This window comes from Acinetobacter terrae, from assembly GCF_013004375.1.
GTDB lineage: Bacteria > Pseudomonadota > Gammaproteobacteria > Pseudomonadales > Moraxellaceae > Acinetobacter > Acinetobacter terrae.
Map to the genome: position 1 here is coordinate 1 of NZ_JABERI010000018.1, position 26,832 is coordinate 26,832.

Here is a 26,832-nt window from a genome sequence, read left to right on the forward strand (position 1 = left end):
TGCGGAACGTTATCGAAATAGAGCGAAAAGACTCGGTTTGAGATTCAATTTAATTGCTGGAATCTATAACTTGGAGCTGAGTAAAAATGATTTATGAAAGAGGTCTAATCTGAATAAGTTATTGTATTTATCTTAATTATGAATTTCTCATATCGCGCTGATATTGATGGCTTAAGGGCTATCGCCGTTTTATTGGTGATTTTTAACCATATCGGATTATCTTTCTTTTCTGGAGGATATATTGGTGTTGATGTCTTTTTTGTGATTTCAGGTTATTTAATTACCCTCATTTTAACCCATGAGATTCAATCGAAACGATTTTCTGTCGCACGATTTTACAAGAAACGCGTGGTACGTTTAGCACCGGCTTATTTTACGGTACTCAGCGTTGTTAGCATAATTGCCTGGCAGGTCATGCTACCTGGTGATCTGACACAATATTTTGATAGTGTCATGTATGCAACCTTGCTCATGGCGAATATCTATATGCGCAATGAGGTGGGGGATTACTTTAGCCAAAGTGTTGAAGGGATTCCTTTATTGCATTTATGGTCGCTGGGGGTAGAAGAGCAATTCTATATTTTCTGGCCTTTATTGTTGTGGTTGTTTGTTGCAAAAGTGCCGCGAAAATATATGTGGGCGATCGTTACAACATTAATTGTGACATTATTGGTTTATGCTCAGTACGAATTGACTCAAAACGCAGATAAGGCCTACTACAGTATGCCAGTACGTGCTTTTGAGCTGCTTATTGGTGCATTGATTGGCTTTTTGCCTCAGCTCAAACTACCGAAAAAATTACTGCAAAGTCTGGTTTGGCTCGGTTTAATTGTATTGTTTGCGACAGCTGTATATTTTGATAAACAGACGCCATTTCCTGGAGCCATGGCGCTTATACCGTGTTTGGCTACTGCATTCATCATTTATCTCGGGCAATCTTCACCCTCAAGTAATGTGTTACTGAGTAATCGCTTGAGTACCTGGATCGGAAGAATTTCTTATCCTTTGTATTTATGGCACTGGCCTATTATCGTGTTATTCGGCATTTATATGCAGCCATTAAACGCAGAAAATCAGGCTGTAATTCTAATATTGTCGATAATATTGGCATTTTTAACCTATAAATTCGTAGAAAAACCCACGAAACGTTTTGTGATGGCAGCGAATTACAAAGTGATGATTATCGGTTTTCTCGTGCCAGCCATGATTTTTATTGCCCTTGCCAAAATCATCAATATAAATAAGGGTTTTCCGGACAGATTCCCGCAGTCTGTTTATATCAAGCAAAAGGCGCTCAATTCATTTGCTCATGTGATCCGAAATAAATGTATGGATATTGAGGGCCCGGAAACTTTATCTAATCCGGATGAGTGTGTACTGGGGAATCATAAATCCAAAATAGATTTTTTATTGATCGGTGATTCTCATGCCAACAGCTATACCGCTATGTTGGATGTATGGGCTAAAGATGCGAATTTACGCGGATACGACGTCACTCAAAGTTCAACTTTCTATCTACCCGGGGTACAGCGTCTGGAGTCTAATTTTAATCGTTGGGAAGAGCTGAGCGAATTTAAATTAAGAAATGATGCCATTACCGCTCATCTTGCAAAAACACATTATCCAGTGATTATTTTAGCGGGTTCATATGTGCCATATTTTGGTCCCGAGGTGAAACTTGAAGATGGCATTCATCATTCCAATGAAGCGATCTTCAAAACTGGCTTTATGAATGCCTTGAAAATTGCCTATCAGTCCAGTGATCAAGTTATTTTGCTCAATGATGTACCTCGCTTAGATCGAGAGGGGGTGCCGGCCGATTGTAATCTTCGTAATGAGATTTTAAATACGCATGCCCAATGTACTGTTTCTAGACGGAATTATGAGGCGCAGTTGATGAAATTTAATCGAATTGCAGCTGAAGCCAAACTGACATATCCTGACTTGAAAATTATTGATCCGACAAAGGTCATCTGTAATCAGCAGGTATGTAGAATCAGTATTGATGATGTACCTTTATATCGGAATAAAGATACCAACCATATTAATGATCAGGGCTCACGGCAATTGGGTATTGAATACTTAAAACAGTATGGCAATCCGCTTAAAAATTAAAAGCGGGCATAAAAAAACCACGTTAGATAACGCGGTTTTTTTATATTTCAGGAATTAGCGCATTTTTGCCAGGAAACGACCTAAACGGGTAATTGCTTCACGTAATTCATTTTCAGCAGGCAAGAACACCACACGGAAATGATCTGGAGTCGGCCAGTTGAAACCTGTTCCTTGAACCAGTAAAACTTTTTCAGCCCGTAAAAAGTCGAGCATGAATTTTTCGTCATCTTGGATTGGGTACACTTCTGGATCCAGTTTAGGGAAGCAGTACATCGCACCTTCAGGTTTTACACAAGATACACCCGGAATGTCATTCAACATTTCCCAAGCGATATTGCGTTGTTCATATAAACGACCACCCGGACGAATCAAGTCATTAATCGACTGATAGCCACCTAATGCAGTTTGAATCGCATATTGCGCTTGATGGTTGGCACAGAGACGCATAGATGCCAACATGTCTAAACCTTCAATGTAGTCCATTGCACGTGATTTATCACCGGTAATTGCCATCCAGCCTGAACGGAAACCGGCAATACGATACGCTTTAGATAAACCATTGAATGAAACACATAAATGGTCACCCGCAAGTGCAGCTACAGCGACATGTTCAATGCCATCATAAATAATTTTGTCGTAAATTTCGTCAGCAAATAAAATCAGGTCATATTTTTTTGCAAGGGCAACAATTTGCTCGAGTACATGACGTGGATAAACCGCACCCGTTGGGTTGTTTGGATTGATAATCACGATACCACGCGTATTTGGCGTGATTTTGCTTTCCATATCCGCAATGTCTGGATACCAGTAGTTTTCTTCATCACATTTATAGTGAATCGCTGTACCACCGGACAAGTTTACCGCAGCAGTCCATAATGGATAATCCGGCATTGGAACCAGCATTTCATCGCCATCATCCAGCAAGCCTTGCATTGCCATGACAATGAGTTCAGACACGCCATTACCGATATACACGTCATTTACGTGCATATCCAAAATACCTTTTTGCTGATAATACTGACAAATCGCTTTACGCGCAGGGAAAATCCCTTTCGAGTCTGTATAACCTACGGCATTGGGTAAGTTTAAAGCCACATCATTAATAATTTCTTGTGGCGCTTCAAAGCCAAATGGGGCGGGATTACCGATATTGAGTTTAATAATTTTATGACCCGCTTCTTCCATTTCATTGGCCGCTCGTAACACAGGTCCGCGAATGTCGTAGCATACATGCTCGAGCTTAGACGATTTCTTAATTTCGCGAGGGGTTTGGAAAGTGTTCGGCATTTTAATGTTCTCGGAAGGAGTGGAGGTCACTTTTGCATAACGATATAAATAACTTTTAAATGTCTCAGTTGTTACTAAATCAAGATTGTGTTCATCCCGAAGTAAAGCAACAATTTTTTCGTGCGTAAATCCTGCCTGTTGATACTGTTTAATCACAGGAAGCAAATTTTTAAAAATAACGCTCTTTTTTTGCGACATTTTTTAATCCTGAGCAAGCTTATGACAAAGAGTAACACTAAATTTGCTCACAAAAAAGCATTTCTTAAATAATTTGCTCACTCGATTTTTAAACTTTGCTTACTTTTTGCTTTTTAAGGGAGATTATAGGTCTTTTGTAAAATGTTAACGAAAGACTAGAAATTTAAATATGAATGACGTAAATATAGGATTATTTTATTTTAAATAGCAAGAAAGAAGGTACGTAGCCATGGGAAAACTCAATAAATCCGACCGAGAATGGCAAAGAGAGTTATCACCTGAAGAGTTCCGTATTACACGTCAAAAGGGAACAGAGCCTGCATTTACAGGTAAATACTGGAACACAAAACAAGATGGTACTTATGTCTGTCGTTGTTGTGGCGAGCCGTTATTTAGCTCAGAGACAAAATATGATAGTGGTTGTGGTTGGCCAAGCTTCTATAAAGCCTTAAATAATTCTGCAATTGAAGAACATCAGGATACGACGCATGGTATGGTAAGAACTGAAATTGTTTGTCATCATTGTGACGCACATTTAGGCCATGTTTTTGAAGATGGTCCACAGCCAACAGGATTGCGCTATTGCGTAAATTCAGCTTCATTAGAATTAAAAACACAAGAAAAAAATGACGAGGAAACATATCCATGACCAACATTTATCAGTTTGAGGCTGAGTTGTTAGATGGAAAAAATAAATCATTTGCTGATTATGAAGGCAAAGTTTTATTGATTGTAAATACTGCCAGTAAATGCGGTTTTACCCCCCAGTTTGCAGGTCTTGAAAAGTTGTATGAGAAATACAAAGATCAAGGATTGGAGGTTTTGGGATTCCCTTGTAACCAGTTTGGCGGACAAGATCCGGGGTCCAATGAACAAATTGGGGCCTACTGCCAAAAAAATTATGGCGTAACATTTTCTATGTTTTCAAAGGTGGATGTTAAAGGTCCAGAAGCGCACATTTTATTCCGTTATTTGACCAATAACAGTAAAGGAATTCTAGGCAATGGGATCAAATGGAATTTTACCAAGTTCTTGATTGGTAAAGATGGCAAAATATTAAACCGTTTTGCACCCACCACCAAACCTGAAGACCTGGAAAGTGAAGTGCAAGCTGCTTTAGCCAAGTAATTTTTTTTGAGCTGGAAAAGTATATAGGGCGGTCCATGGATCGCCCTTAATTCATTTATATTGTGTATTTAAAGGTCAAAAAGCAATTTTTCCACGTTTAACTGCGGTGGTGTTGGTTTGTGCACCAAGCCAAGTATTTGCAAATGATCAAAAAATTGATGCATTGTTGCAAAGCTTAACCACGCCACAAAAAAATATGTGCCGCCAGTACTAGATTATAAAATTGATCCAAAACTGCTGAATAAAAATTATCAGGTCAACTGGTTAATTCCGCCCAAATTTAACTTTGTTGCAACAGAGTTAAAGGCTGCTCAATCACCGGTAAAAGTAAAAATGATCGTAATAGCAAGTAGCGGGATGATTGCTAAAGTCGAAAGATTAAAAAGTACAGGCCCAAAACTAGTGGATGCTCAAGTGATTGATGCGGGAATGCAGGCAAAACTTGAATCTATTGCACGGGTTGATCGGAATATCACTTATAGCTTAATTCATGTACTGGAAATAAATAATCCACTGTAGAAACAGTGGATTATTATGAATCGGGTGAGTACTTAAAGTATTAGAGAATGGCTTTCAGGCGTTGAATTGCTTGTTCACACTGCGCAATATCTGCAACCAAGGCTAAACGTACATGGTTTTCACCTGGATTGCCTTGTTCGGTATCACGAGACAGGTAACGTCCAGGAAGCACTTTAATATGCGCTTTTTCCATCAACATTTTGGCAAATGCTTCATCATTGTCTACTTTTAACCAGTAATAAAAACCTGCATCCGGTTTTTTCAGTGGCAACAAGTGACCAAGCTCTTTTTGGAATAGTTCAAATTTGGCACGATAAAGTTTACGGTTTTCTTCAACATGCGCTTCATCGTCCCAAGCGGCAATAGACGCCAGTTGATGTTGAACAGGCATTGCTGCACCGTGGTAGGTACGGTATTGCAAATAAGGCTTAAGTAAGGCTGCATCACCAGCGACAAAACCTGAACGCATACCCGGTAAGTTTGAGCGTTTAGAAAGTGAGTGGAACACGACACAGTTTTTGTAGTCGTCACGTCCAATTTCTGCACACACTTCAAGTAAGCCCACGGGTGCTTCATCAAACCAGAGTTCTGAATAACATTCATCCGATGCAATGACAAAGTCATATTTGTCTGAAAGTTCAATCAATTTCTTGAATTGTTCCTTAGACAATACAGCACCGGTTGGATTGCCCGGTGTGCAAACAAAGAGTAATGCTGTTTTTTCCCAGACTTCGGCAGGAACCGCATCAAAATCACCGAGGTAATTGTTTTCTTCGGTGCAGTTAATGAAGTACGGTTTTGCACCGGCAAGCAAAGTCGCACCTTCATAAATTTGATAGAATGGATTTGGCATCACCACATAAGGCGCATCTTCACGGTTCACCAAAGCTTGTACAAAAGAGAAGATCGCTTCACGTGTTCCCGATACAGGAAGAACATTAGTTTCAGCACTAATACTGTTCAGCTTGAAACGACGTGTCAGCCAGTTGGCAATGCTTTGGCGAAGCTCTGGCAAACCTTTACTGTTCGGATAAGTCGATAAATGCTTAAAGTTGTCAATAATTGCTTGTTTTACAAACTCTGGCGCAGGATGCTTCGGTTCACCAATCGATAATGGAATGAGTGGTAAATCGGCAGGTTTAATATCCTGAAAAAGTTTATTTAACTTTTCAAAAGGATAGGGGTGCAATAATGACAAACTTGAGTTCATAAAATCGATACCGCTTAAATTAAGTTAATGTTGGCCAGATACTTGACTCGAGGCTTCATCAAGTGCTGATTTTAATTGAGCAGCAAAAGTTTCAGCTTCTGAATCGGACATGGGAATGCCATCTTTTTTAGTGACAAAGAAAATATCTTCTGCGCGTTCACCAAGCGTTGCAATTCTAGCAGAGTGAATATCTAAACCTTGCATCATAAATAAACCGCCTACTTTGGCCAGTAAACCCGGATGGTCAAGTGTTGCTATTTCCACCATATTTTGCTGTAACGCAGCATTGAGGGTAATGTCGACAGTATTTTCAATATCAAAATGGCGTAACTGGCGTGGAATACGACGTTGCATTAAACCTGGATATTTATCTGAGTGGCTGAGTGCTTCCACCAATGCCTCAATCACAGTTTTTTCACGTTCCGGGTCGGTCAGCAAAGTACCGAAACGGTCGAGAACTACATAAGTATCCAGACTAAATGCAGTGGATGCAGTAATAATTCGCGCATCTTGAACGTCAAGATTCATACGGTCAAATACAGCCACTGTGGTGGCAAATAAATTTGGCTGATCTTGGGTGTAAATAAAGATCTGCACTGCATCCTGGGCAAATTGACGATGAGCACGCATGAGCACCAGAGGTTCAGTGTTATTGCCATGTTGCAAGATGGCACGGGTATGCCATGCAATTTCATCTGCCGATTCTTTAATGAAATATTCATCACCCAGTTCCTGCCAAATAGTTTCTACATCGTAGAGGGAGAAATCATTGACCAGCAGTTCACTGGCTGCGAATTTAGTGTCTTCAATCAGCATTTGATAATCAACAGGACGCCCAAGACCAGTACGAATCACATCACGTGCATGGGTATAAAGCTGACGCATTAGCGATGAGCGCCATGTATTCCAAAGTTTAGGATTGGTCGCGTTAATATCTGCCACGGTCAATGTGTACAGATAATCCAGATGTTCCATATCGCCGAGTTTTTCAGCGAACGCTTGAACCACATCTGGATCGGAAATATCTTTCTTCTGCGCCGTCATCGACATGAGTAAATGACTTTGAATTAGCCATGCAACAAGGTTACATTCACGCTCGGTAAAGCCATGTTTGCGACAAAACTTGATTGCATCTTCTGCACCCAGTTCACTGTGATCACCGCCACGACCTTTGGCAATGTCATGGAATAAAGCGGCCAAATAGACAATATCGCGACGTGCCAGACGTTGGAAGACTGAACTCACCACAGGGAAATCTTTGGCAAACTCGGGTTCTTTAAAGCGATTTAAATTACGCAGCAATAACAGGGTATGTGCATCTACAGTATAGATATGGAACAGGTCATATTGCATCAGTCCCATAATTTGACCAAATGCGGGAATATAATTGCCCAAAACGCTATATCGTTTCATCGCCACCAAGGTGTCATAAAGACGATGCGGTGAACGAATGATTGCCATAAATAAGGCTTGATGTTCGGGATTATCCCGATAATTTTGATCAATGCGTTTTGCCGCAAGGATCAGAAGACGCAAGGTGCGTGCGCGAATCCCTTCAATTTCCGGACGATTAGCCAATAAGTAGAAGATTTCTAGAATGGCGCTTGGACGTTCCGAGAAAATTTTGTGATGTTGTACCGCCAGTTTGCCATCCACCAGTTTGAAGTTTTCGTTAATTTCTTCAATTTTACGTTCATAGTTGGGCAAACGTGGCGTAATGACCGATTCATTAAAGTAAGCCAGCAGCATTTCATTTAATGTTGAGACTTGCTGCGCGCTACGATAATAACGCTTCATGAATTGTTCGATGGGATAGTTTTGTGAGTGATGTTCTTCACGGGTGTAGCCAAAAAGGGCTGCAATATCACGTTGATAATCGAACAATAAACGGTTTTCATCGCGTTTGGTTAAGCGATGTAAATGATGGCGAATTTCCCACAAGAAACTTTCCGCTTCTTCTAAAACACCGAGTTCAAAATCTGAAATAAAACCTAAATGCACCAAGTCATAAATGCGATTAACCCGGAAATGACGTTTTGCAATCCAGCCAATTTGGTTGATGTCGCGAATACCGCCCGGGGCATTTTTAATATCCGGTTCTAGATTGCTTTCGGTATTGTTATGTTGAGCATGGCGTCTTTCCTGTTCATCCATTTTGGCATCAAAAAAGGTCTTGTCTGTCCAGGTTTGGGACACGATACGACGTGGCCATTTGGCCAAATGCTGATTGCCAATAATGAGGCGTGACTCAATCAAAGCCGTAGCGACGGTTAAATCATTGGTGGCCTGTTCAACACAGTCGGAAATGGTACGCACACTAATGCCGGGTTTGAAATTACCCACATCCCAAAGTGATGAAATAAAGGTGGAAATCAACTTTTCCTGATCAGGAGTGATTTCATCTTCCGATAAAATCATGATGTCGACATCTGAATAGGGCAACATTTCCCGACGACCATAACCGCCCACAGCAAATAAACCTAAATCAGTCTGCTCCAGTTCAGCATGTTTCCAGAGAAACTGTAATGCTTCATCAATTAAATTAGATCGGGCCGAAATGACTTCACGAATCGACTGTCCATTTTCAAAACCTTCCTGAAGCTGTTTTTCAACATCTGTGCGCCATTGATTGATCGCTTGAATGTCATGGTTACTTTTAACGTAATTCAACAGCGGAGAGGTATTGATCATGAACAGGGGTCCGTAAATAAAGTGACAGGTTTAGTTTTGCTGAACACTGACTTGAGTCGCTGTGCGTAGTGCGAGTTCACGTGCCTGATCGGTTGTTTCAGCACGTGCCGTTGCAACACCCATACGACGACGTTTAAAACCTTCGGGTTTACCAAAAAGGCGTAAATCGGTGTCCGGATGAGACAAAGCAAGATTTAAGCCAGAAAAAGACAAATTGGTGTCATCAACGCCTGCATAAATAACCGCACTTGCTGCAACACTATGGCGTGTGGTATTGACAGGCAGGCCTAAAATGGCACGCGCATGCAGTTCAAATTCACTTTGGAATTGTGATGCAAGTGTCACAAGCCCCGTGTCATGCGGACGTGGTGAGACTTCACTAAACCATACTTTATCGCCTTTGACAAACAGTTCGACCCCGAAAATACCGCAGCCCCCTAAAGCAGCTGTGACTTTATGCGCAATCCGTTTAGACTCTTCCAATGCGGCAGGCGTCATGGCTTGAGGCTGCCAGCTTTCTACATAGTCGCCAGCATCTTGACGATGTCCGATTGGGTCGCAGTATTGGGTTTCGATTTCACCTGTTTCAGCATTTTTAGCGCGCACTGTGAGTAAGGTAATTTCAAAATCGAAATCAATTTGTGATTCCACAATCACTTTACCTTGATTCACACGACCGCCAGTTTGGGCATATTCCCAAGCAGCATCGACTTCATCAAAGCTTTTAACACGAGATTGACCTTTGCCTGAAGAAGACATCACCGGTTTGACAAAGTTTGGATAGCCAATGTCATCGCAAGCAGCGCGGAAAGACTCAATCGAGTCAGCAAAACGATAAGCCGAAGTTGGTAAGCCAAGTTCTTCAGCTGCCAAACGACGGATACCTTCACGGTTCATGGTGAGGTTGACGGCTTTCGCTGAAGGAATAACGGTGGCAATATTTTGTTCTTCGATATCGACTAAAACTTGCGTCGCAATGGCTTCAATTTCAGGAATAATTAAATTGGGTTTGACTTGTTGTATAAGTTGTTTGAGTTCTTCGGCATCTGCCATGTTTAAAGTATAAGAATAATGTGCAACTTGCATGGCAGGTGCGTGATCATAACGGTCTGCTGCATGGACTTCCACACCAAGACGTTGTAGCGAAATTACCACTTCTTTACCCAACTCTCCTGAACCTAATAACAAAACTTTAAAGGCAGAAGCTTGAAGGGGAGTACCAATAGTCACGCTCATGTAAATCATCCATGCTTGATTTTATGGGCTTTTAGCATAGCAGAACTGATTGAGGTGTTAATACTGGATTCACATAAAATAATGATATTGTCTAACAATTTTATTTATAAAGTAGTTTGAAAAATCTCCCTAAATCCCTCTTTGTAAAAGAGGGACTTTTATAGGGGATTTAGAAGGAAAAGGGCAGGTAGGTATAAATCAAACCATATGTCACGGCTGCTGTTAAAGTCGCAGGAACAATTTGCTTAAATTTAAAATATAGTCCGGCTAATGTTAAAAAACCCACCAGCATGGCAAAGCTTTTATTCGGTGTTTCCATCAACGGTGGAAGGGTTGCAACCACCAACATAGAACTAATCGCGGCAATACCAATACTACCTAAGGCAATTTTGATCCAGACTGAACCACGCTTTTGTGAGTTTTGTTGATGTTTTTGAATCACATAAAAAGGACCAAAACGCGATGCAAAGTTGGCAATTCCGACGATGATACCCACCAGAATAATCTCAAGATTCATGCGCTTCTCCAAATTCATCATCATGTTGTTTTAAAACATAGTGCTTAAATAAGCCTGCCAAAATACCGGATAAAATCCCAATGAAAATCGCCGCCGATAAATTAATGAAATAGCAGGAGATAGCTGAAACGATTAAACAGACAGCGACGATAAGAGTGTGTTTCTTTTCAAAGGCAGCAAGCAGGAAACTTAAGAACAGGGCAGGAAGCAGGAAATCAAGTGCAGCTTGTAAGAATTGCGGTAAATTGCTGACCTGATCTGCAAATAAACCACCCAAGAACGAACCTAAAGCCCAAGACATCCAGCTAAATAGACTCACCCCTAACATCCACGATTCTGACCACTCCTGACGACGTTGCGATAGCTTTATCATTCCTGAAGCAAAAACTTCATCGGTTAAGCCCCAAGCCCAAACTGCTGTCTTTTTTAGGTTTAATTTATCTTGAATCAGGTTTTGCAGCGCGGGACCATAGAGTAGATGGCGAATGTCTAACGCAATCACGGTGAGCGCTGTCATCCAGATTGATGTTCCGCTACCGAGTAAAGCCACCACTAAAAACTGACTGGCGCCGGCATACATGGAGCAGGATAAAAACAGGGCTTCCCAAGGGGTAAAGCCAAATTGTGTCGCGGAAACACCGAAAGCAAAAGAAACAGGAAGATAAGTAAAAATAATGGCTTGACTATCTTTAGCGCCTTGCCAAAAGCCAGCAGGTTGTACTGGAGGGATTTTGTGCTCAGACACGACACACCTAAGAGAGTTAGACAATGAGGGTAAAATGGTGATTGAGTATTCTACCTGAATTCACTAGCATAGTGCCGAAATGTTTGTATAGGCAGCCGATATGTTTACGTCAAAATCACGTGCAATAGGGATGATTTCTGTACTGTGCAGTATTTTTGCATTGCAGGCTTGTGGTAACTCATCTGAAAAACCCGAGCAGAAAGTTGAAATTAAGGCTGCACCAAAGCTCACTAATGATGCGACCACGTATGCCAATGAAGCTTGGAAATTTATGAATCAAGTGGATGGTTTGGTGTATGCAAAACACCAGGATGTGCTTGAAGAACAGGTACGTAAACCTGCCCGCAAGTTAAGTACTGATTGGCGTATTAATGTCAAAATGACCGATTCTGTGACTGAAGGTAAATATGCATTGTGTCGTAAAGCGTTGACCAGTCTGGAAATATGGGCGCGTGAAACGATAGATCAATCGAATTCAGTTGCACAAAAGCAAGCAGATTATGAACGAGATAAAGCACAGTGCAAGGATGCAATTGATAATCCTGCGCTTGGAAATACTGACCCGAAAAAGAAAGGGGTTTAAGTGAGATAAAGCGAGGCAAATGCCTCGCTTTTTTTCATCCAAATTTTTTAAAGAATATTCCTATTTATAGTTAAAAAGAATTAATAAGAGAATAAAGCGATAACTTGATAAATATATATTATTATCGTTTGGTGATAATTTGTGTATAATAAATCACATTAATATTGCTTTTATTTTGATAAAAATCTAAATAGCTTCCATGTAGTGAATAAATAGGGGGAGAAAAGATGTTTAATAAAGTGTTTTTTTCAATAAGTGTGCTGGTGGTTCTAAGCGCTTGCAGTGGTGTGCCGACAACACTTCCGTCACATCCCTCAGATCAAGCTCAAGTGAGTCATTCATCTTCTGCAAGTATTCAACAAGAAGTTGCACCGTGTACGAATGGTTTTGATGACGTGAATGTGTGTGAGTTACTTTCATAAGCTGTAAGTATGAATGATCAGACAAGTGCATAAATTTGTCATAGTTAGCTGTAGATGAGTTGGATACTGCAACGGTATTGCATCTCAATCATTCAGATTTTATTTATAAATATATTTTTTATTCAGAGGCTTGGAAATGCATGTGCGATTCGATGCAATTCTACCAGATCTAAAATTTCGATTTTTCGAAAAGAAAGCCGCAAAATATTCTGCTTCTCTAAGGCTTGTAATTCTTGGTTCACGGTTTGTCTAGAACAGGTCAGCATTTGCGCCAATTGTTCTTGAGATAAATGAATGGTATTTTTTTCAATCATCAGATGATTGCCATAGCCATTTAAGATAAACATTAAGCGTTGTGCTAAACGCTGGGTCATGCTTTGAGTCTGAATTGCAATCAGCTCTAAAAAAGCAAAACGTAACTTTTGGCTGGTCAATTGTGCAATGTGATACCAAAAAACAGGATGTTCTTCGAATAGCTTTTGAATGGCTCTACTTGGAATATGCAAGATCAGACTTTTTTGAATGGCGATGGCATCGTGCGAGCGAGGTTGGGCATCTACCAGTGAGATTTCGCCAAACCACATAATCGGCTCAACAATCGCCGCTACTGATTCTTTCCCCGCAATATCAATATAGCCTAAGCGAACAGCACCCTCTAAAACGGCATAGATTCCATTGAATGGGTCACCTGAATGAAAGATGGCTTGTTCCTTAGTAAAATGCTGTTGCATCGAATGGCTCACAATGAATTCCTTGAACACTGAAGGCAATTGTGAAAACCACAGGTTATTTTCTAAATGAGCAATATAAATGGGCGCGAGCACTTCAATTCCTTTTTGATCTGAGTTGTCATTTAGCCGACAACTTTGCCTTTGGTTTTTTTATATAGTGGAAGCATGAGTGTAATAAGGAAGAATAACATGACCAAATTAGAACAGCTGTTAAGCCAGTATGCAGCGTATCATTTAGATCACAAAAACATTTTGACCCATTTTTTGGGTATTCCTTTAATTGTCTTTGCTATTCTTTGTTTAACCGCAAGAGCAGGGTTGATGCTGTCAGGAATAGAGCTGACCTTAGCCTTGGTGATTATTGTAGTAACCAGTATTTACTATTTTAGCCTCGATCGAATTTTTGCTTTGATTATGTTGATTGTCCTAATGGCTGCCTATCCCTTGGCTTTGAAAATTGCTCATTTGGAACTTGCTGCTTGGTTAAGCCTAAGTATTGGCATCTTCGTGGTCGGGTGGGTATTTCAGTTTGTGGGGCATTTTTTTGAGAAGAAAAAACCGGCATTTATGGATGATATTATTGGCTTAGCTATAGGTCCATTATTTGTTTTGGCAGAAATGGTATTCATGCTCGGTTTTCGTAAAGACTTGGAGCAACGTGTGCTTGATCATGCCCGTGTGTTACGCGCTGAAATGGATAACAAACATATTTCTGCGACCTTACATTAATTAAATGATTGTATAGCTATAAAAAAGCCCCGAATGCGTCGGGGCTTTTTAGTTTTAACGATTAAACATTAAAACGGAAGTGTAAAACATCACCGTCTTGAACGATGTAAGTTTTACCTTCTAAACGCCATTTACCGGCTTCTTTCGCGCCAGCTTCGCCGTTGTATTGTACGAAGTCATCATAAGCAATACATTCAGCGCGGATGAAGCCTTTTTCAAAGTCAGTGTGAATCACGCCAGCAGCTTGAGGTGCAGTTGCGCCCACTTTAACCGTCCATGCACGAACTTCTTGTACACCTGCAGTGAAGTAAGTTTGTAAGCCTAGAAGTGAATAACCTGCACGGATTACCACGTTAAGACCTGGTTCTTCCATGCCCATTGCTTCAAGGAATTCAGCGCGGTCTTCATCTTCAAGCAAAGAAATTTCTGCTTCAATCTGGTTGCACAGTGGAACCACAATCGCATTTTCTTCAGCGGCCAATTTTTTAACTGCGTCTAAATGTGGATTGTTTTCAAAACCATCTTCAGCAACGTTGGCAATGTACATAGTTGGTTTTAAAGTCATTAAACCAAAACCACGAACCAATTTACGCTCATCATCATCAAGGTCAGCTGCGCGAGCCGGTTTACCTTCATCCAATAATGGTTGGATTTTTTCTAAAATAGCTTTAGTTGCAATTGCTTCTTTATCGCCACTTTTTGCAGATTTTGATAAACGAGTGATTGCTTTCGCAACTGCTTCAAGGTCAGCAAGTGCAAGTTCAGTGTTGATGGTTGCGATGTCATCAAGCGGATCAATCTTACCATTCACGTGAATCACGTTTTCATCTTCAAAACAACGAACAACGTGTGCAATCGCATCAGTTTCACGGATGTTGGCAAGGAACTGGTTACCCAAGCCTTCACCTTTAGATGCACCCGCAACTAAACCGGCAATATCAACGAATTCCATTGCAGTTGGAACAACACGTTGTGGTTTAACGATTTCCGCAAGTTTGTCCATGCGTAGGTCAGGCACAGGTACGATACCGGTGTTTGGTTCAATGGTACAGAAGGGGAAGTTTTCTGCAGCAATCGCAGCTTTAGTCAATGCATTGAAAAGTGTAGATTTACCAACGTTCGGCAAGCCGACAATACCGCAATTAAAACCCATGAAATGACTCACAAAGTATTCTTTAAAAATTGTGGCTGATTTTACATGAAAGCCACCACAAAGTCAGGTCATGGCTTCCATGTTTATTGAAAACAACTGAAATGTATATCCTTTAAATTTTACGTTTGTCCAGTTGGTTGGCGAGGGTGTCACCAGTCGCTTGAATGAACATGACTAAAATAATCAGCACCACAATAACAGCAAGCATGATTTGCATATCAAAACGCTGATAACCATAACGGTAGGCAATATCTCCCAAACCGCCTGCACCAATGGCACCGGCAATCGCGGATGAGTTGATCATGGTGACTAAAGTCACGGTAAAGCCTGCCACAATACCGGGCAGCGCCTCGGGAAGTAGTACATGCCAGACAATCTGCTTGCGGTTACAGCCCATGGCTTGTGCAGCTTCAATCAGGCCTTGATCGACTTCACGCAAACTGACTTCGGCTATACGTGCAAAGAAAGGTGTCGCGGCAAGGGTCAGTGGAACCACTGCTGCCCATACCCCATAACTGGTGCCAACGATGAGTCGAGTGAGTGGAATCAGTGCGACCATTAAAATCAGGAAGGGGATTGATCGGGTAATATTCACAATCCATCCCAACGACTGGTTAATACTTTTCGAGGGGTAAATACCATGTTCCGAGGTATTGACCAAAATCACGGCCATCGGCAGACCGATCAGCAAGGCAAAAAATGCCGAAACACCGACCATTAATAAGGTGTCGATGGTGCCCGTAATCAACAGATCAATGAGTTGGTCGTGCATAGCCCAATACCTCTACATGTGCAATTTGGTTTTTTAATTGTTGCGTGAGTTGCTGGAGATCAATATCTAGATCAGCTACGCCAATAATTAAAGTACCGACCAAATGATTTTGGATGGTATCAATATGACTTTGATACAAATAGACTGAATGTCCAAAGCGATTTAGAATCTGCGCAAGGTCAGGTGAATGCTTGGCTTCACTTGCATATTTTAGTTTTAAAATAGTATGTGAAACTGCGTTGTCCTTTTCCGAATAAACAGCAAACGGTAAATCCAGTTGTTCAAGATTGAGTAACTCTTGGGTAATGGCTTTTTCTGGATTGGAAAAGACTGACCAGACTTGCCCAGACTCCACGATTTCACCTTTCTCAATCACCACCACTTGATCGCAGATTTCACGAATCACCTGCATTTCATGGGTAATCAGTACGATGGTAATTCCCAGTTTCTGATTGATTTCTTTGAGCAGGGAAAGCACCACCGAGGTACTTTCAGGATCGAGTGCGGAAGTGGCTTCATCGCAGAGTAAAATTTCAGGATGACTGACCAAAGCGCGGGCAATACCGACACGTTGCTTCTGTCCACCAGAAAGCTGTGACGGATAATGTTGCGCTTTATCGCTCAGCCCAACCAATTCTAGGACTTCATTGACGCGTTGTTCAATGTCCGCCTTATTAAAGTTGGAAATTTTTAAAGGCAGGGCGATATTTTCCCAAACAGTTTTTGCCGACATTAAATTAAAATGCTGGAAAATCATGCCAATTTTTTGGCGCAACTGAATTAAATCCTGATGATTTAATGTCGCTATTTCCTGTTGATGAATATGAATACTGCCTTCATTGGCCTTTTCCAATCCATTGAGGGTGCGAAGCAGTGAGGATTTGCCCGCGCCACTTTTACCAATAATGCCCAGAATCTTGCCTTGTGGAATATCCAGATTAATATTCTTTAAGGCATGCACCTGTTTGTCCTGTACATCATAAAATTTATTCAAGTGCCGGATTTTAATATGCGGCACTGAAAAATCGATTTGTGAACCAAAACTCACCATGGTTATTCTCCTTATTTCCAGCCTTCAAACCACATGCCTTGCCCAAAATCTTCATTCAAAATTTCACGAACTTTGGCAGAGTTTTGGAATGCTTGGACAAAGGTAGCCAGTTTTTGGTCTTGATCTGGGTAGTCTTTACGCGTCACAAATAAAATGGCGTATTTTTTATCCACGGGGTCGATAAATAGTGCTGAATTTGGGTCAGCAACTTTTGCCATTTTTAAATAATGTGGAAAGCCCATAATCAGGTCCGCTTCGTTATACGCATGCGCTGTTTGTGGACCCTCAACTTCAATTAACTTGAGTTGCTTCGGGTTGCTGGTGATGTCTTGCAGTGTGGTCAATTCATTGTTGACATCTTTTACCGAGAGCAAACCTGCACGAGCCAAAAGCGTCAAGCCACGTGATAAGTTCACAGGATCATTTGGCACCACCACTTTGGCTTGATTTGGAATTTGATCAAGCGACTGATATTTTTTGGAATATAAGCCGACATGACTGCCAGAACCTTTACCAAAGGCATGCAGGTTATAACCCGTTTCACGCACGGCATTGGCCAAGAACACACTCTGCTGAAAAAAGTTGGCATCAATATCACCGTTTTGAACCGCAACATTCGGTGCTTGCCAGTCTGAAAACTCGATCAGTTCGACATTAATGCCTTGGGCTTTGACTTCGTCAGCCACACTTTTTAAAAGTTCGGCATAGGGTGGGCTAATGCCAATTTTCAGTGTGTCACTGTGTGTGTTGCTGTTGATCCAGCGATAGCCTGCAAGTCCGGCCACCAGCGCAATCACCACTGCCGTGATGACCCAAAGTTTGGTATTGTTTTTAACTGTATTTGACATGATCTTATTTCCAGCCTGGGAACCAGAGTTTGGCACCAAAGTCTTGGTCCAAAGCCTGTTTCACTTTTGCCGAGTTTTGATAGATCTCCACAAATTTTTTCAGCTTGTCATTTTTATCTTGGTAATCATCACGCACTGCAAACAAAATGGCATAACGTGTGTCAGCGTTAGAGTCGAATAACAAGGCTTGTTCAGGATCAGCCGTTTTCGCTAAACGTAAGTAGTGCGGGTAGCCAAAAGCCAGATCGACATCATCAATGGCACGCGCCGTTTGTGGGCCTTCCACTTCGACAAACTGTAATTTTTTAGGATTGGTCTCAATGTCTTTCAGACTAGATAAATAATTCGCTGGATCTTTAAGGGTAATTAACTGTGCTTGTTGTAAAAGAAGCAACGCACGCCCCTGATTCACCGGATCATTGGGAACGACCACTTTGGCATTGTCTTTTAACTCATCAAAGCTTTTGATTTTCTTGGAGTACAAACCGACATGCGTTGCAGCACCTTTAGCGAATGCCTTGATTTTAAAGTTGGTTTCTTTTTTCGCATTATCCAAGAAAGGCTGGTGCTGAAAGAAGTTGGCATCAATATCGCCATGGTTCAAAGTGATATTAGGTGTGTTCCAGTCAGAGAATTCCACCAGTTTAACATTCACGCCTTGTTGTTTGGCCTCATCTGCTGCGACCTGTAAAGGTTTGGCAAATGAAGGGCTAATGCCAATCACCAGTTCATCTGAACTGGATTTCTTTTGTTGATTCCAGACCACCAGTCCAATAATGACTGCGGCAATAATCACCCCAATAATGGTGAATTTGGTTTTCGCTGTTTGTGCCATGTTGCACCTCTAAATTTATATTTTATTAAGCTGATTGTTTTTGAATATTGATTTGATCTGAATTTGCATCCGAGCTTTGACATCGAAATTGCTGAACAGGGTGTGAGGCAGACAGATGGTCGCCTTGCTGAAAAAGTTTGTGTCTTAAACTGCCGTATTCATACGCTGTTTTATAACGGCCGCGTTGTTGTAATTCAGGAATCACCAATTGAATAAAATCATGGTGTGATTCAGGTGCAACGGTACGGGTCAGGTTAAAACCATCGATTCCTGTTTCATCCATGAGTTGAATCAGTTTTTCAGCAACGGTCGTACCACTGCCGACAATCAGGGGATAACGCCCACCAAGTACATGCTGTGCTTTTAAATCATTTTTAGTGATTTTTTGTTCCTTGAACTTATTGTTCACTGAAGCAATGCTATTGGTCTTTTGATAGGGAATCGCTTCGTCATCTGCAAATTTAGACAGATCAATACCGACTGAACTCGAGAAATGAGCGAGACCTGCTTCAGGACTGGCATAAGAGATGTATTCATCCAGTTTTTGTTGTGCCAGATCATCGGTTTCAGCAGTCACTACGGTAATACCAACAAAGATTTTAATTGCTTCTGGATCGCGTCCTTGTTCGGTCGCCTGCTGACGAATTTGATCGACCTGCTTTTTAATTTTTTCAGGTTGATCGCCACCAATGAACATGCCTTCTGCATGCTGAGTCGCAAAAGCTAAACCACGCGGGGAGGCACCTGCCTGGAATAAAACCGGCGTGCGTTGAATAGACGGCGCAACTTGAAATACACCCTGACTTTGGTAAAACTGACCTTGATGCTGAATCTGATGAACTTTTGCGGGATCGGTAAAAATACGATTCTGTTTGTCTTTTAATACCGCATCATTTTCCCAAGAGCCTTCCCAGAATTTATAGCAAAGCTGTAAAAATTCTTCGGCTTGTTCATAACGCAGGTCATGGTCTTTTAAGCCTTTTTCACCAATCAAACGTTGTGCACTGTCCAGATAACCGGTGACAATATTCCAGCCGATACGACCTTGAGTCAGGTGATCCAGACTGGCAAAGCGACGTGCAAATTGATAAGGCGATTCATAGCTTAAATTCACCGTAACTCCAAAGCCTAGATTTTGCGTTACGGCAGCCATAGCTGAAACCAAGGTTGTTGGATCATGGCTCGGCAACTGAATCGATTCCTTTAAGGTCAACTCAATGTCATTTTGATAGACATCATAGACACCAGTAATGTCGGCAATAAATAAACCATCAAACAGACCTTGTTCTAATGTTTTAGCCAAGTCTGTCCAATAACTGAGTTCATTAAAACGATGTGACTGATCACGCGGATGAGTCCATAAACCATGGTTGATATGACCAACACAGTTCATGTCAAAGGCATTGAGCAGGATTTTCTTCGCTGTATTTGGCGTTGAGGGCGTTGTCATTACAATGTCCCTCGACGTGGTGGCAATACACCGTTTAACACATGATTGGCAATGAAATAATATTTCCATCGAGAGGCATCATGCAGGGTATGTACACGGGCATTGCGCCAGAAACGGTCTAGTCCATCTTCACGTTGGCTGCCACGGCTACCGGCAAGTTCAATCAGTTTTGACGACGCTTTCAACGCCGTTTCAGTACTGTGTGCGCGAACCTTTGCGACATCGATTGAAGCTTTAGCAATATTTTCAACTGTAGGTTGTGGCTTGGCAGCATCAATAGAACGCGCGGCTTGTTTGAGTAAAACTTCAGAAGCACGGACATCGGCAACTATGCGACCCAATTCAAACAGGGTGAGCGGATCAGCAGTGGCTTTGTCGACCCCTGAATCAATCCATGGACGTGCTTGACGCACGCGGATCAGAGTTTCTTCAAATGCAGCACGTGCGATACCTGTTTCAATCGCGGCATGCATAATTTGTGCAAAAGGTCCTGAAATCGTCGGCTGTGAATACGCAGTATCAAATGGAATAACATCTTCAGCTTCAACGAAAACATTATTAAATTTAACGGTGCCGCTGCCTGTGGTGCGCTGTCCAAAACCAGACCAGTCATCTACTAACTCCAAGCCTTCACTTTGACGCGGAATAAAAGCCAAAAATTCACGACCATGCGCATCTTTGACCAAGGTCGGAATGCGATGTGCAAATAAGCTGCCGGTGCAATAAAACTTTTCACCATTTATGATAAAGCCGCCGTCGACTGGACTGATAGCGGTTTGCTTTTGTGCAGCATTCTTAGTTTTAAATTCTGCTAACGCATTCCCAAAACGTGCACCTTTTAAAACTTCGGCATAGAGTTTTTGCTTTTGTTGTTCTGTGCCTGTATTACGTAAAATTTCTAGGCCATAAAAATGATTTTGCGGGATTTGTCCAATCGAACCATCCACACCACTCATGAGCGCAATGACTTGAGCCACGGTATAGCTTGAAACTTCTGCACCACCATATTGCTTAGGCACAGTAATCGCCCATAAGCCGGATTGGCTGTACGCCTCAATTTCTTCAAAGGGCAGAAGACGTTCAGCATCACGTTGCACAGCATTATTTTTAAACTGTTCTGCTAACGCATGTGCAATTTCCAATGCTTCAGCATCAGACTGAATAATATGTGCATGCGCCAATTGTTGCGCTTCAGACTGGCTAAGTTCTTGATATGAAGTCATGTTTATTACTCCTTAAATCCAGGCGTGACGGGCAGGTAATTTATGATTCAGGTAATAGTCACCTAAAGCATGCAATTTCCAACGCACAGGGTCATGTAAGGTATGCACACGGGCATTGCGCCAGTGTTGATCGAGGTTGTGTTGACTTAGACTTGAACGGCTGCCACCAAGTTCGAGTAGTTTTTCTGAGATATGTAGCGCAGCATCGTTGGCGTAGATTTTTGCTTCAGCGACTAAAATTGACGCTTTTGCTGCTTGTTCATCACTAACTGCATCGAGTTGATCCAGTTCATCTAAATATTCAGCTGCTTCATCGAGTAATAAGATGGCAGCATCCAGTAATACATTCGATTTACCGACTTCTTGCAGGGTGTAATGTTCGAAGCTGGCTTTTTCAATATTGGCGTCAATAATTGGACGTGCTTTTTGTACGGCACTTAGCGTGTCGGCAAATGCCACTTCCGCAATACCGACATCAATTGCGACTTGCATAAGCTGTGAGTACGCACCCCGATAGCTTGGCGCATTGCCGAGTAGGCGTTCATCAAGAATTAAAAATGGGTCAACTTCAACATGATTGAGTTTAACGGTACCGCTAGATGTGGTGCGCTGACCAAAACCATTCCAGTTATCTACGACTTCAACACCAGTCGCTTGATGATTGACCACCACCAAAACCACATGACCTTCAGGATGAATGGCTTTAATCGCGAGCCAGTGTGCAAAACTGCTGCCGGTAGAATAAAACTTTTCACCATCTAAAAAATAATGACCATCTTCAATTGTTAAAAGCGTATTTAATGTTTTAGTGTCTTTGGTATGACGTTCTGGACCACCGTTGGCTAAGCGTTTGCCTTGTAAAATTTCATTAAAAATAAATGTCTTTTGTGGTTCTGTACCCATGATGTTAATCATGTTGAGCAGGGCAATCTGGTTTTGCGGAATTTGCCCAACACTTGAATCCGCTTTATTTAAAATGCGAAAAACATGCGCCAAGGTTTTATTGGACACAAATGCACCGCCAAAATTTTGCGGAATGCGAATTCCACCTAAACCTTTTTGACTGAATAAATCAATTTCAGCAAAGGGTAATTGACGTTTTTGATCACGTTCATTACGACCTTCCAAAGCAAAATCTGCAACTTGGTACGCTGCATTAATCGCATCTTGGTCATTTTCAACCACATGAACATTGTCAGAAATTAAATGAGACATAACGACATCCTAAATAGATATCAAAACGCTACAAGTAATTGGATTTAAAATTAAGCAATTGCTTTTGCAAAGCTTATGAAAAATGGTCTTTAAGATAAAAACTGCTAGTTTTTGAATGAATTTGAATAAGTTAAGTGTTTAAAAATCCACATGATTTGGTTTTATTTAAGTTTTTATTTGAACTTTAATCTATGGGTTTATCTGCTTTAAAGATAATCAAGACAAAAAAATATATAAAAATAAATAATCTAGCAGTAACGCTGTACTCAGGTTTTTGAATAAAAAGTGCATTGTATTTCTAGGGCAGGGTGACTAAAGTATCCGACTAAGGTCGATGGTTATTTTTATAACCAGAACTAAAAAAATAACTGCGGAGATTTTATGCGAACTTTATACCAGTTTCCCTTGTCTCATTTTTGTGAGAAAGCTCGCTGGTTGCTCGATCATAAAGAATTGGATTATGTAGCCCATAATCTGATCCCAGGTGTGCATCGTGCATTTGCACAATTAAAAACAGGGCAAAATCGTTTACCCATTTTACGTGACCAAGACCGCTGGATTGCTGATTCGACTGAAATTGCATTGTATTTAGATGAAGTTTATCCGGAACATTCCTTGCTACGAGCTGATTTACAACAGCGTGAGTTAGCTTTAGAAATTAATCATCAAGCCACAGAATTGGGGATGCATGTGCGTCGCTGGGGCTTGGCGCATACTTTGTCCGAAAGTGAAGAATCTCTGGATATTCTGATTGGTGAAAAAGGCTATTTACGCCAATTTGAAAAATATTCAAAACCAATTATCAAAGCATTGCTTTCAAAAGGCTATCAACTGAATGCTGATAAAGTGGCTGAATCTAAACAACGAATGGATGCTTTAGTCGAGCTGCTGAATCAGCGCTTAATTGAAAATCATGGGCGTTATTTTGTTGGTGAGCGTTTAGGTTTGGCTGATATTGCTGTTTGTTCAATGCTTGCTCCGCTTTTGGAAATTCCCGGCACGCCGTGGGAAAAAGAGCATGCTGAAGGGTTATCTGAAGAATTTAAAAAATATAAAGAGACTTTAACTGAATTGCCGATGGGGCAATATGTGTTGCGTATTTATCAGACCGAACGCAATGCCCGCGTGGATTGGCGCGGGGTCTAAATGTAATTTATAAAAATACGCGCTATAGAGCGCGTATTTTTTGCTCACTCAATGACTTACCCAAAAAGACTTAACCAAATACAATTGGCTGATCGAGTTCTAAGCTTGGTGTTGTTTGAACCACCGATTAAGCCACCTACTAGTTGAGCAATATACTCGAACAGATCAGCCCAATCTTAAAGTTAGTCCTAAATTTAAATGATTTAATAAAAATTACCATTAGTCATTTTTTATAATTAAATGACCAGTGGCAATCTAACTCAGCATGAATCAAAATTTTCTTTATGAATTGAGCAAGCTTTTAGAAAATATTTTCAGAAAATTAAGACTTTGTGAAAATAAATAATTATTGTATAACCGAGATAGCGCAATATTTTGCGCATCTATTGATTATTGAGAAAGAGTATAAAAATGGAACTGGATCGTTTCGATAAACAAATCCTGGAAATTTTGAATCAGGAAGATGTGAATTTAAATGAACTTTCAGAGCGAATTAATCTTTCTGTAAGTTCTGTGCATCGACGGATTAAGCATTTGATTGAAGCTAATATCATGACGCATTTAAAGCGTGATATTAATTATGCCAAGTTGGGTTTTAGCCTGCATGTTTTATTGCAAGTGTCTTTAAATAAGCATGATACTGACACTTTTGCGAAGTTTTTAGAAGAACTGGAAAGTATTCCGGAAGTGATTAATGCCTTTTTAGTGACAGGTCAATCTGCCGATTTTATTGTCGAAGTAGTTGCAAAAGATATGGAAAATTACAGTGAAATTCTTCTAAAACGTATTGGTAAAATTGAGCATGTCGTGGCACTGCATTCGAGCTTTGTCATTAAAGAATATAACGTGTTGAACTGTAGTGGCTTACTCAGTCGGGTGTAATAGCTTTTATTCAATCTATCACTTTAAAAATTGATCCTCTCATTCATCTCTGGTTTTAAAGATCAAAAAAACGCACCATGCGGTGCGTTTTAGATTTGAAAAAATATTAGGCTTCAAGTTGCTCTAATACTTCATCTGAAAATTCTACGTTGGTATAAACGTTTTGAACATCATCAAGATCTTCAAACATATCAATCATTTTCAAGATGAGTTTTGCTTGATCGATATCTGTGATTTCTGCTTTAGTAGATGGACTCATCACAACTTCAGCATTGTCAGATTTTAAACCTGCAGCAGATAAAGCATCCTGTACATCACCAAATGATTCAGGCGTGGTGATGACTAAAATTTCATCTTCACTCACTTCAATATCTTCAGCGCCCGCTTCTAAAGCCACGTCCATGATTTTATCTTCTAAAGAAACATCTTCAAAAGTAATTTCACCACGTTTGGTAAAGAGGTAAGCCACTGAACCTGCAGTACCTAAGTTACCATTGGTTTTAGAGAAGCAATGACGAACGTCAGGTACGGTACGGTTTAAATTGTCTGTCATTGTTTCGACTAGAACAGCTACGCCACCCACACCGTAACCTTCGTAAGTGACTTCTTTTAACTCGTCGTTATCTTCGCCACCAGCACCACGTTGAATGGCACGGTTGATCACATCACGTGTCATATTTACAGACAGTGCTTTTTCGACTACAGCGCGTAGACGAGGGTTACTTCCCACATCTGGACCGCCGAGTTTTGCAGCAGTTGTTAATTCACGAATGTATTTGGTAAAAACTTTACCACGGCTAGCATCTTGTTTTGCTTTGCGATGCTTAATATTGGCCCACTTGGAATGACCCGCCATGCGAAATATGCTCCTTGTAGATTGGCTTTATGCCTAATCGAATGTGTTAAATTCTACCATAAGCCCTTTTTTCTTAGAAAGGGCTGGCTTTGGAGTTTTTATACAAATGTGACTTAGTTTTTAGGTTCTGGAATCACAATATCCAAACCAACTTTATCTTTATAAAGTTGTTTAAGCAAAGCTAAGTCATGATTGATTTCAGTCGGGTATATTTTCCCTAAAATACCGCCTTGCTTGGTAGTTGAATTGGCATACATTAAAACGATAGGAACACCCGCTGCTTTGGCAATATGCCAAAAGCCGGTACGAATCGGTCTTCTTGTTTCACCTGGTTTTGCACGGGTGGCTTCAGGTGCAATCACAAGATTGAATTTTTCATTTTGCTGAAAATGCTCAACCATTAATGACACGATATCTTTATTGGATTTGCGATCGACTGCAATACCGCCAATCGCTTCTAATAATGGTTTCATTGGCCCCTTAAATAATTCTTTTTTAATCAGGGTATGAATTTTCATATCAAAAATTTGGAACAAAGCAAGAGACAGAACCGCATCCATCATCGATGTATGTTCAAAGCCAACAATGACTTGTTTATTCTCAAGTACATCTGGTTCAACATGATAAGTCCATCCCGCAAGTTTAAATGCAGATTCACCAAGAAATTTTTTTAACATAGGAGGAAATTAGACAATTCGAAAGTCAGCTAATTTCTGCTTGTTCGTATTTATAGTCAAGAGGCGATGTGTTTAAAGTGTACAAATAAATATTTTGTATATAGTTTTGGGAAATGGTCGCATTAATTGTTTTTATATATAAATAGGTATTAATAAATATATAAAACGTATCATTTAATATAAATTAAGACTTAATAGTGACTCAAAATAGCTATTCAGATCAAAAAATACCTATTAGACTTTTGTCGAAGATAAAATCTTCTGAACAAATTGTTCAACTTCGCTTCTGTTTAATAAGGATTGAAAAGAATGATGTATTTTTCGACTTTTCTATTGGCATTTGGGTTGTTTATGCTGGTTGTTGTATGGTCTTTAATCGAAATTCGCTTGGAATCTCGTAAAAAACGCAGTTTTGGCTCTGAAGTGGGCTGAAAATTAAACTTTTTTGAAAAGTTAATCACTCTGTTTTATTTTTACATTATTACTTAAAATAATGGTTGAATGATTAGACCTCTTTCATAAATCATTTTTACTCAGCTCCAAGTTATAGATTCCAGCAATTAAATTGAATCTCAAACCGAGTCTTTTCGCTCTATTTCGATAACGTTCCGCA

Annotated in this window: 27 protein-coding genes; 10 read left to right on the forward strand and 17 right to left on the reverse strand. The window is 40.6% G+C overall.

Annotated features, from left to right (window positions below; translation table 11 throughout):
* Positions 1 to 138: 138 nt before the first annotated feature.
* Complete coding sequence (locus tag HLH14_RS08720; RefSeq protein WP_067724169.1) at positions 139 to 2,115, forward strand: acyltransferase family protein; 1,977 nt, start codon at positions 139 to 141, stop codon at positions 2,113 to 2,115.
* 54 nt (positions 2,116 to 2,169) lie between these two features.
* Here the strand turns inward: HLH14_RS08720 and HLH14_RS08725 are convergent, their stop codons facing one another.
* Entirely contained in the window at positions 2,170 to 3,600 is a 1,431-nt protein-coding gene (locus HLH14_RS08725) for a pyridoxal phosphate-dependent aminotransferase (protein WP_067724170.1), read from the reverse strand.
* A 229-nt stretch (positions 3,601 to 3,829) separates the two neighbouring features.
* Between HLH14_RS08725 and msrB the strand changes: the two genes are divergently transcribed.
* From msrB to HLH14_RS08740, 3 genes are all read left to right on the forward strand, one after another.
* Complete coding sequence (msrB, locus tag HLH14_RS08730; RefSeq protein WP_067724171.1) at positions 3,830 to 4,249, forward strand: peptide-methionine (R)-S-oxide reductase MsrB; 420 nt, start codon at positions 3,830 to 3,832, stop codon at positions 4,247 to 4,249.
* Positions 4,246 to 4,728, forward strand: coding sequence for a glutathione peroxidase (locus HLH14_RS08735; protein WP_067724172.1), 483 nt, complete (start codon positions 4,246 to 4,248; stop codon positions 4,726 to 4,728). Before msrB ends, HLH14_RS08735 begins: the two co-directional genes overlap by 4 nt.
* A gap of 198 nt (positions 4,729 to 4,926) precedes the next feature.
* Positions 4,927 to 5,247, forward strand: a complete 321-nt coding sequence (locus tag HLH14_RS08740; protein WP_067724173.1) for a hypothetical protein — start codon at positions 4,927 to 4,929, stop codon at positions 5,245 to 5,247.
* Between the two features lie 40 nt (positions 5,248 to 5,287).
* Here HLH14_RS08740 and dapC read toward each other — a convergent pair whose 3' ends face one another.
* The 5 genes from dapC to HLH14_RS08765 form a co-directional block, all read right to left on the reverse strand.
* Positions 5,288 to 6,457, reverse strand: coding sequence for a succinyldiaminopimelate transaminase (gene dapC, locus HLH14_RS08745; RefSeq protein ID WP_067724174.1), 1,170 nt, complete (start codon positions 6,455 to 6,457; stop codon positions 5,288 to 5,290).
* Between the two features lie 24 nt (positions 6,458 to 6,481).
* Complete coding sequence (gene glnD / locus HLH14_RS08750) at positions 6,482 to 9,148, reverse strand: [protein-PII] uridylyltransferase (protein ID WP_067724175.1); 2,667 nt, start codon at positions 9,146 to 9,148, stop codon at positions 6,482 to 6,484.
* Between the two features lie 30 nt (positions 9,149 to 9,178).
* Positions 9,179 to 10,393, reverse strand: a complete 1,215-nt coding sequence (gene purT, locus HLH14_RS08755) for a formate-dependent phosphoribosylglycinamide formyltransferase (protein WP_171255172.1) — start codon at positions 10,391 to 10,393, stop codon at positions 9,179 to 9,181.
* Between the two features lie 160 nt (positions 10,394 to 10,553).
* Positions 10,554 to 10,901 carry an L-valine transporter subunit YgaH gene (gene ygaH, locus HLH14_RS08760; RefSeq protein WP_067724177.1) on the reverse strand — a complete coding sequence of 116 codons (348 nt, stop codon included), beginning with the start codon at positions 10,899 to 10,901 and terminating at the stop codon, positions 10,554 to 10,556.
* Positions 10,891 to 11,646 carry an AzlC family ABC transporter permease gene (locus HLH14_RS08765; RefSeq protein ID WP_067724178.1) on the reverse strand — a complete coding sequence of 252 codons (756 nt, stop codon included), beginning with the start codon at positions 11,644 to 11,646 and terminating at the stop codon, positions 10,891 to 10,893. The genes ygaH and HLH14_RS08765 overlap by 11 nt, the downstream gene beginning before the upstream one ends.
* 100 nt (positions 11,647 to 11,746) lie before the next feature.
* On the opposite strand from HLH14_RS08765, the gene HLH14_RS08770 reads away from it, so the two are divergent.
* Complete coding sequence (locus HLH14_RS08770; protein ID WP_067724179.1) at positions 11,747 to 12,229, forward strand: hypothetical protein; 483 nt, start codon at positions 11,747 to 11,749, stop codon at positions 12,227 to 12,229.
* Positions 12,230 to 12,456: 227 nt separating this feature from the next.
* On the forward strand, positions 12,457 to 12,651 hold the full coding sequence (locus HLH14_RS08775; protein WP_067724180.1) for a hypothetical protein: 195 nt from the start codon (positions 12,457 to 12,459) through the stop codon (positions 12,649 to 12,651).
* Between the two features lie 122 nt (positions 12,652 to 12,773).
* On the opposite strand, the gene HLH14_RS08780 is transcribed toward HLH14_RS08775, so the two are convergent.
* Entirely contained in the window at positions 12,774 to 13,475 is a 702-nt protein-coding gene (locus HLH14_RS08780; RefSeq protein WP_067724181.1) for a Crp/Fnr family transcriptional regulator, read from the reverse strand.
* A gap of 96 nt (positions 13,476 to 13,571) precedes the next feature.
* Between HLH14_RS08780 and HLH14_RS08785 the strand changes: the two genes are divergently transcribed.
* On the forward strand, positions 13,572 to 14,111 hold the full coding sequence (locus HLH14_RS08785) for an Mpo1 family 2-hydroxy fatty acid dioxygenase (protein ID WP_067724182.1): 540 nt from the start codon (positions 13,572 to 13,574) through the stop codon (positions 14,109 to 14,111).
* A 61-nt stretch (positions 14,112 to 14,172) separates the two neighbouring features.
* On the opposite strand, the gene ychF is transcribed toward HLH14_RS08785, so the two are convergent.
* The 8 genes from ychF to HLH14_RS08825 all read right to left on the reverse strand — a co-directional run bounded on the left by ychF (position 14,173) and on the right by HLH14_RS08825 (position 22,658).
* Positions 14,173 to 15,264: a redox-regulated ATPase YchF gene (gene ychF / locus HLH14_RS08790; protein WP_067724183.1), complete on the reverse strand. Its 1,092-nt coding sequence runs from the start codon at positions 15,262 to 15,264 to the stop codon at positions 14,173 to 14,175.
* Between the two features lie 112 nt (positions 15,265 to 15,376).
* Positions 15,377 to 16,036, reverse strand: a complete 660-nt coding sequence (locus HLH14_RS08795; RefSeq protein WP_067724184.1) for a methionine ABC transporter permease — start codon at positions 16,034 to 16,036, stop codon at positions 15,377 to 15,379.
* On the reverse strand, positions 16,017 to 17,093 hold the full coding sequence (locus tag HLH14_RS08800; RefSeq protein ID WP_378321052.1) for a methionine ABC transporter ATP-binding protein: 1,077 nt from the start codon (positions 17,091 to 17,093) through the stop codon (positions 16,017 to 16,019). The genes HLH14_RS08795 and HLH14_RS08800 overlap by 20 nt, the downstream gene beginning before the upstream one ends.
* A 5-nt stretch (positions 17,094 to 17,098) precedes the next feature.
* Entirely contained in the window at positions 17,099 to 17,935 is an 837-nt protein-coding gene (locus HLH14_RS08805; protein WP_067724186.1) for a MetQ/NlpA family ABC transporter substrate-binding protein, read from the reverse strand.
* A 4-nt stretch (positions 17,936 to 17,939) separates the two neighbouring features.
* Positions 17,940 to 18,770, reverse strand: a complete 831-nt coding sequence (locus HLH14_RS08810; protein ID WP_067724187.1) for a MetQ/NlpA family ABC transporter substrate-binding protein — start codon at positions 18,768 to 18,770, stop codon at positions 17,940 to 17,942.
* A 25-nt stretch (positions 18,771 to 18,795) separates the two neighbouring features.
* The gene (locus tag HLH14_RS08815; protein ID WP_067724188.1) at positions 18,796 to 20,220 is read right to left on the reverse strand and encodes an LLM class flavin-dependent oxidoreductase; all 1,425 of its coding nucleotides are present in this window, start codon (positions 20,218 to 20,220) and stop codon (positions 18,796 to 18,798) included.
* On the reverse strand, positions 20,220 to 21,443 hold the full coding sequence (locus HLH14_RS08820; protein WP_067724189.1) for an SfnB family sulfur acquisition oxidoreductase: 1,224 nt from the start codon (positions 21,441 to 21,443) through the stop codon (positions 20,220 to 20,222). Before HLH14_RS08820 ends, HLH14_RS08815 begins: the two co-directional genes overlap by 1 nt.
* Positions 21,444 to 21,455: 12 nt before the next feature.
* Complete coding sequence (locus HLH14_RS08825) at positions 21,456 to 22,658, reverse strand: SfnB family sulfur acquisition oxidoreductase (protein WP_067724190.1); 1,203 nt, start codon at positions 22,656 to 22,658, stop codon at positions 21,456 to 21,458.
* Between the two features lie 381 nt (positions 22,659 to 23,039).
* Here HLH14_RS08825 and HLH14_RS08830 point away from each other — a divergent pair, with 381 nt between their 5' ends.
* Both HLH14_RS08830 and HLH14_RS08835 read left to right on the forward strand, forming a co-directional pair.
* Entirely contained in the window at positions 23,040 to 23,804 is a 765-nt protein-coding gene (locus HLH14_RS08830; protein WP_067724191.1) for a glutathione S-transferase family protein, read from the forward strand.
* Between the two features lie 411 nt (positions 23,805 to 24,215).
* Positions 24,216 to 24,686 carry an Lrp/AsnC family transcriptional regulator gene (locus HLH14_RS08835; protein ID WP_067724192.1) on the forward strand — a complete coding sequence of 157 codons (471 nt, stop codon included), beginning with the start codon at positions 24,216 to 24,218 and terminating at the stop codon, positions 24,684 to 24,686.
* Between the two features lie 106 nt (positions 24,687 to 24,792).
* Here HLH14_RS08835 and HLH14_RS08840 read toward each other — a convergent pair whose 3' ends face one another.
* Positions 24,793 to 25,542, reverse strand: a complete 750-nt coding sequence (locus HLH14_RS08840) for a YebC/PmpR family DNA-binding transcriptional regulator (protein ID WP_067724193.1) — start codon at positions 25,540 to 25,542, stop codon at positions 24,793 to 24,795.
* A 113-nt stretch (positions 25,543 to 25,655) separates the two neighbouring features.
* Positions 25,656 to 26,219, reverse strand: coding sequence for a 1-acyl-sn-glycerol-3-phosphate acyltransferase (locus HLH14_RS08845; RefSeq protein ID WP_067724194.1), 564 nt, complete (start codon positions 26,217 to 26,219; stop codon positions 25,656 to 25,658).
* 309 nt (positions 26,220 to 26,528) lie between these two features.
* Between HLH14_RS08845 and HLH14_RS16140 the strand changes: the two genes are divergently transcribed.
* Positions 26,529 to 26,651 (forward strand): hypothetical protein, encoded by a 123-nt coding sequence (locus HLH14_RS16140; protein ID WP_265733070.1) that lies wholly within the window; start codon positions 26,529 to 26,531, stop codon positions 26,649 to 26,651.
* Positions 26,652 to 26,832 lie beyond the last annotated feature (181 nt).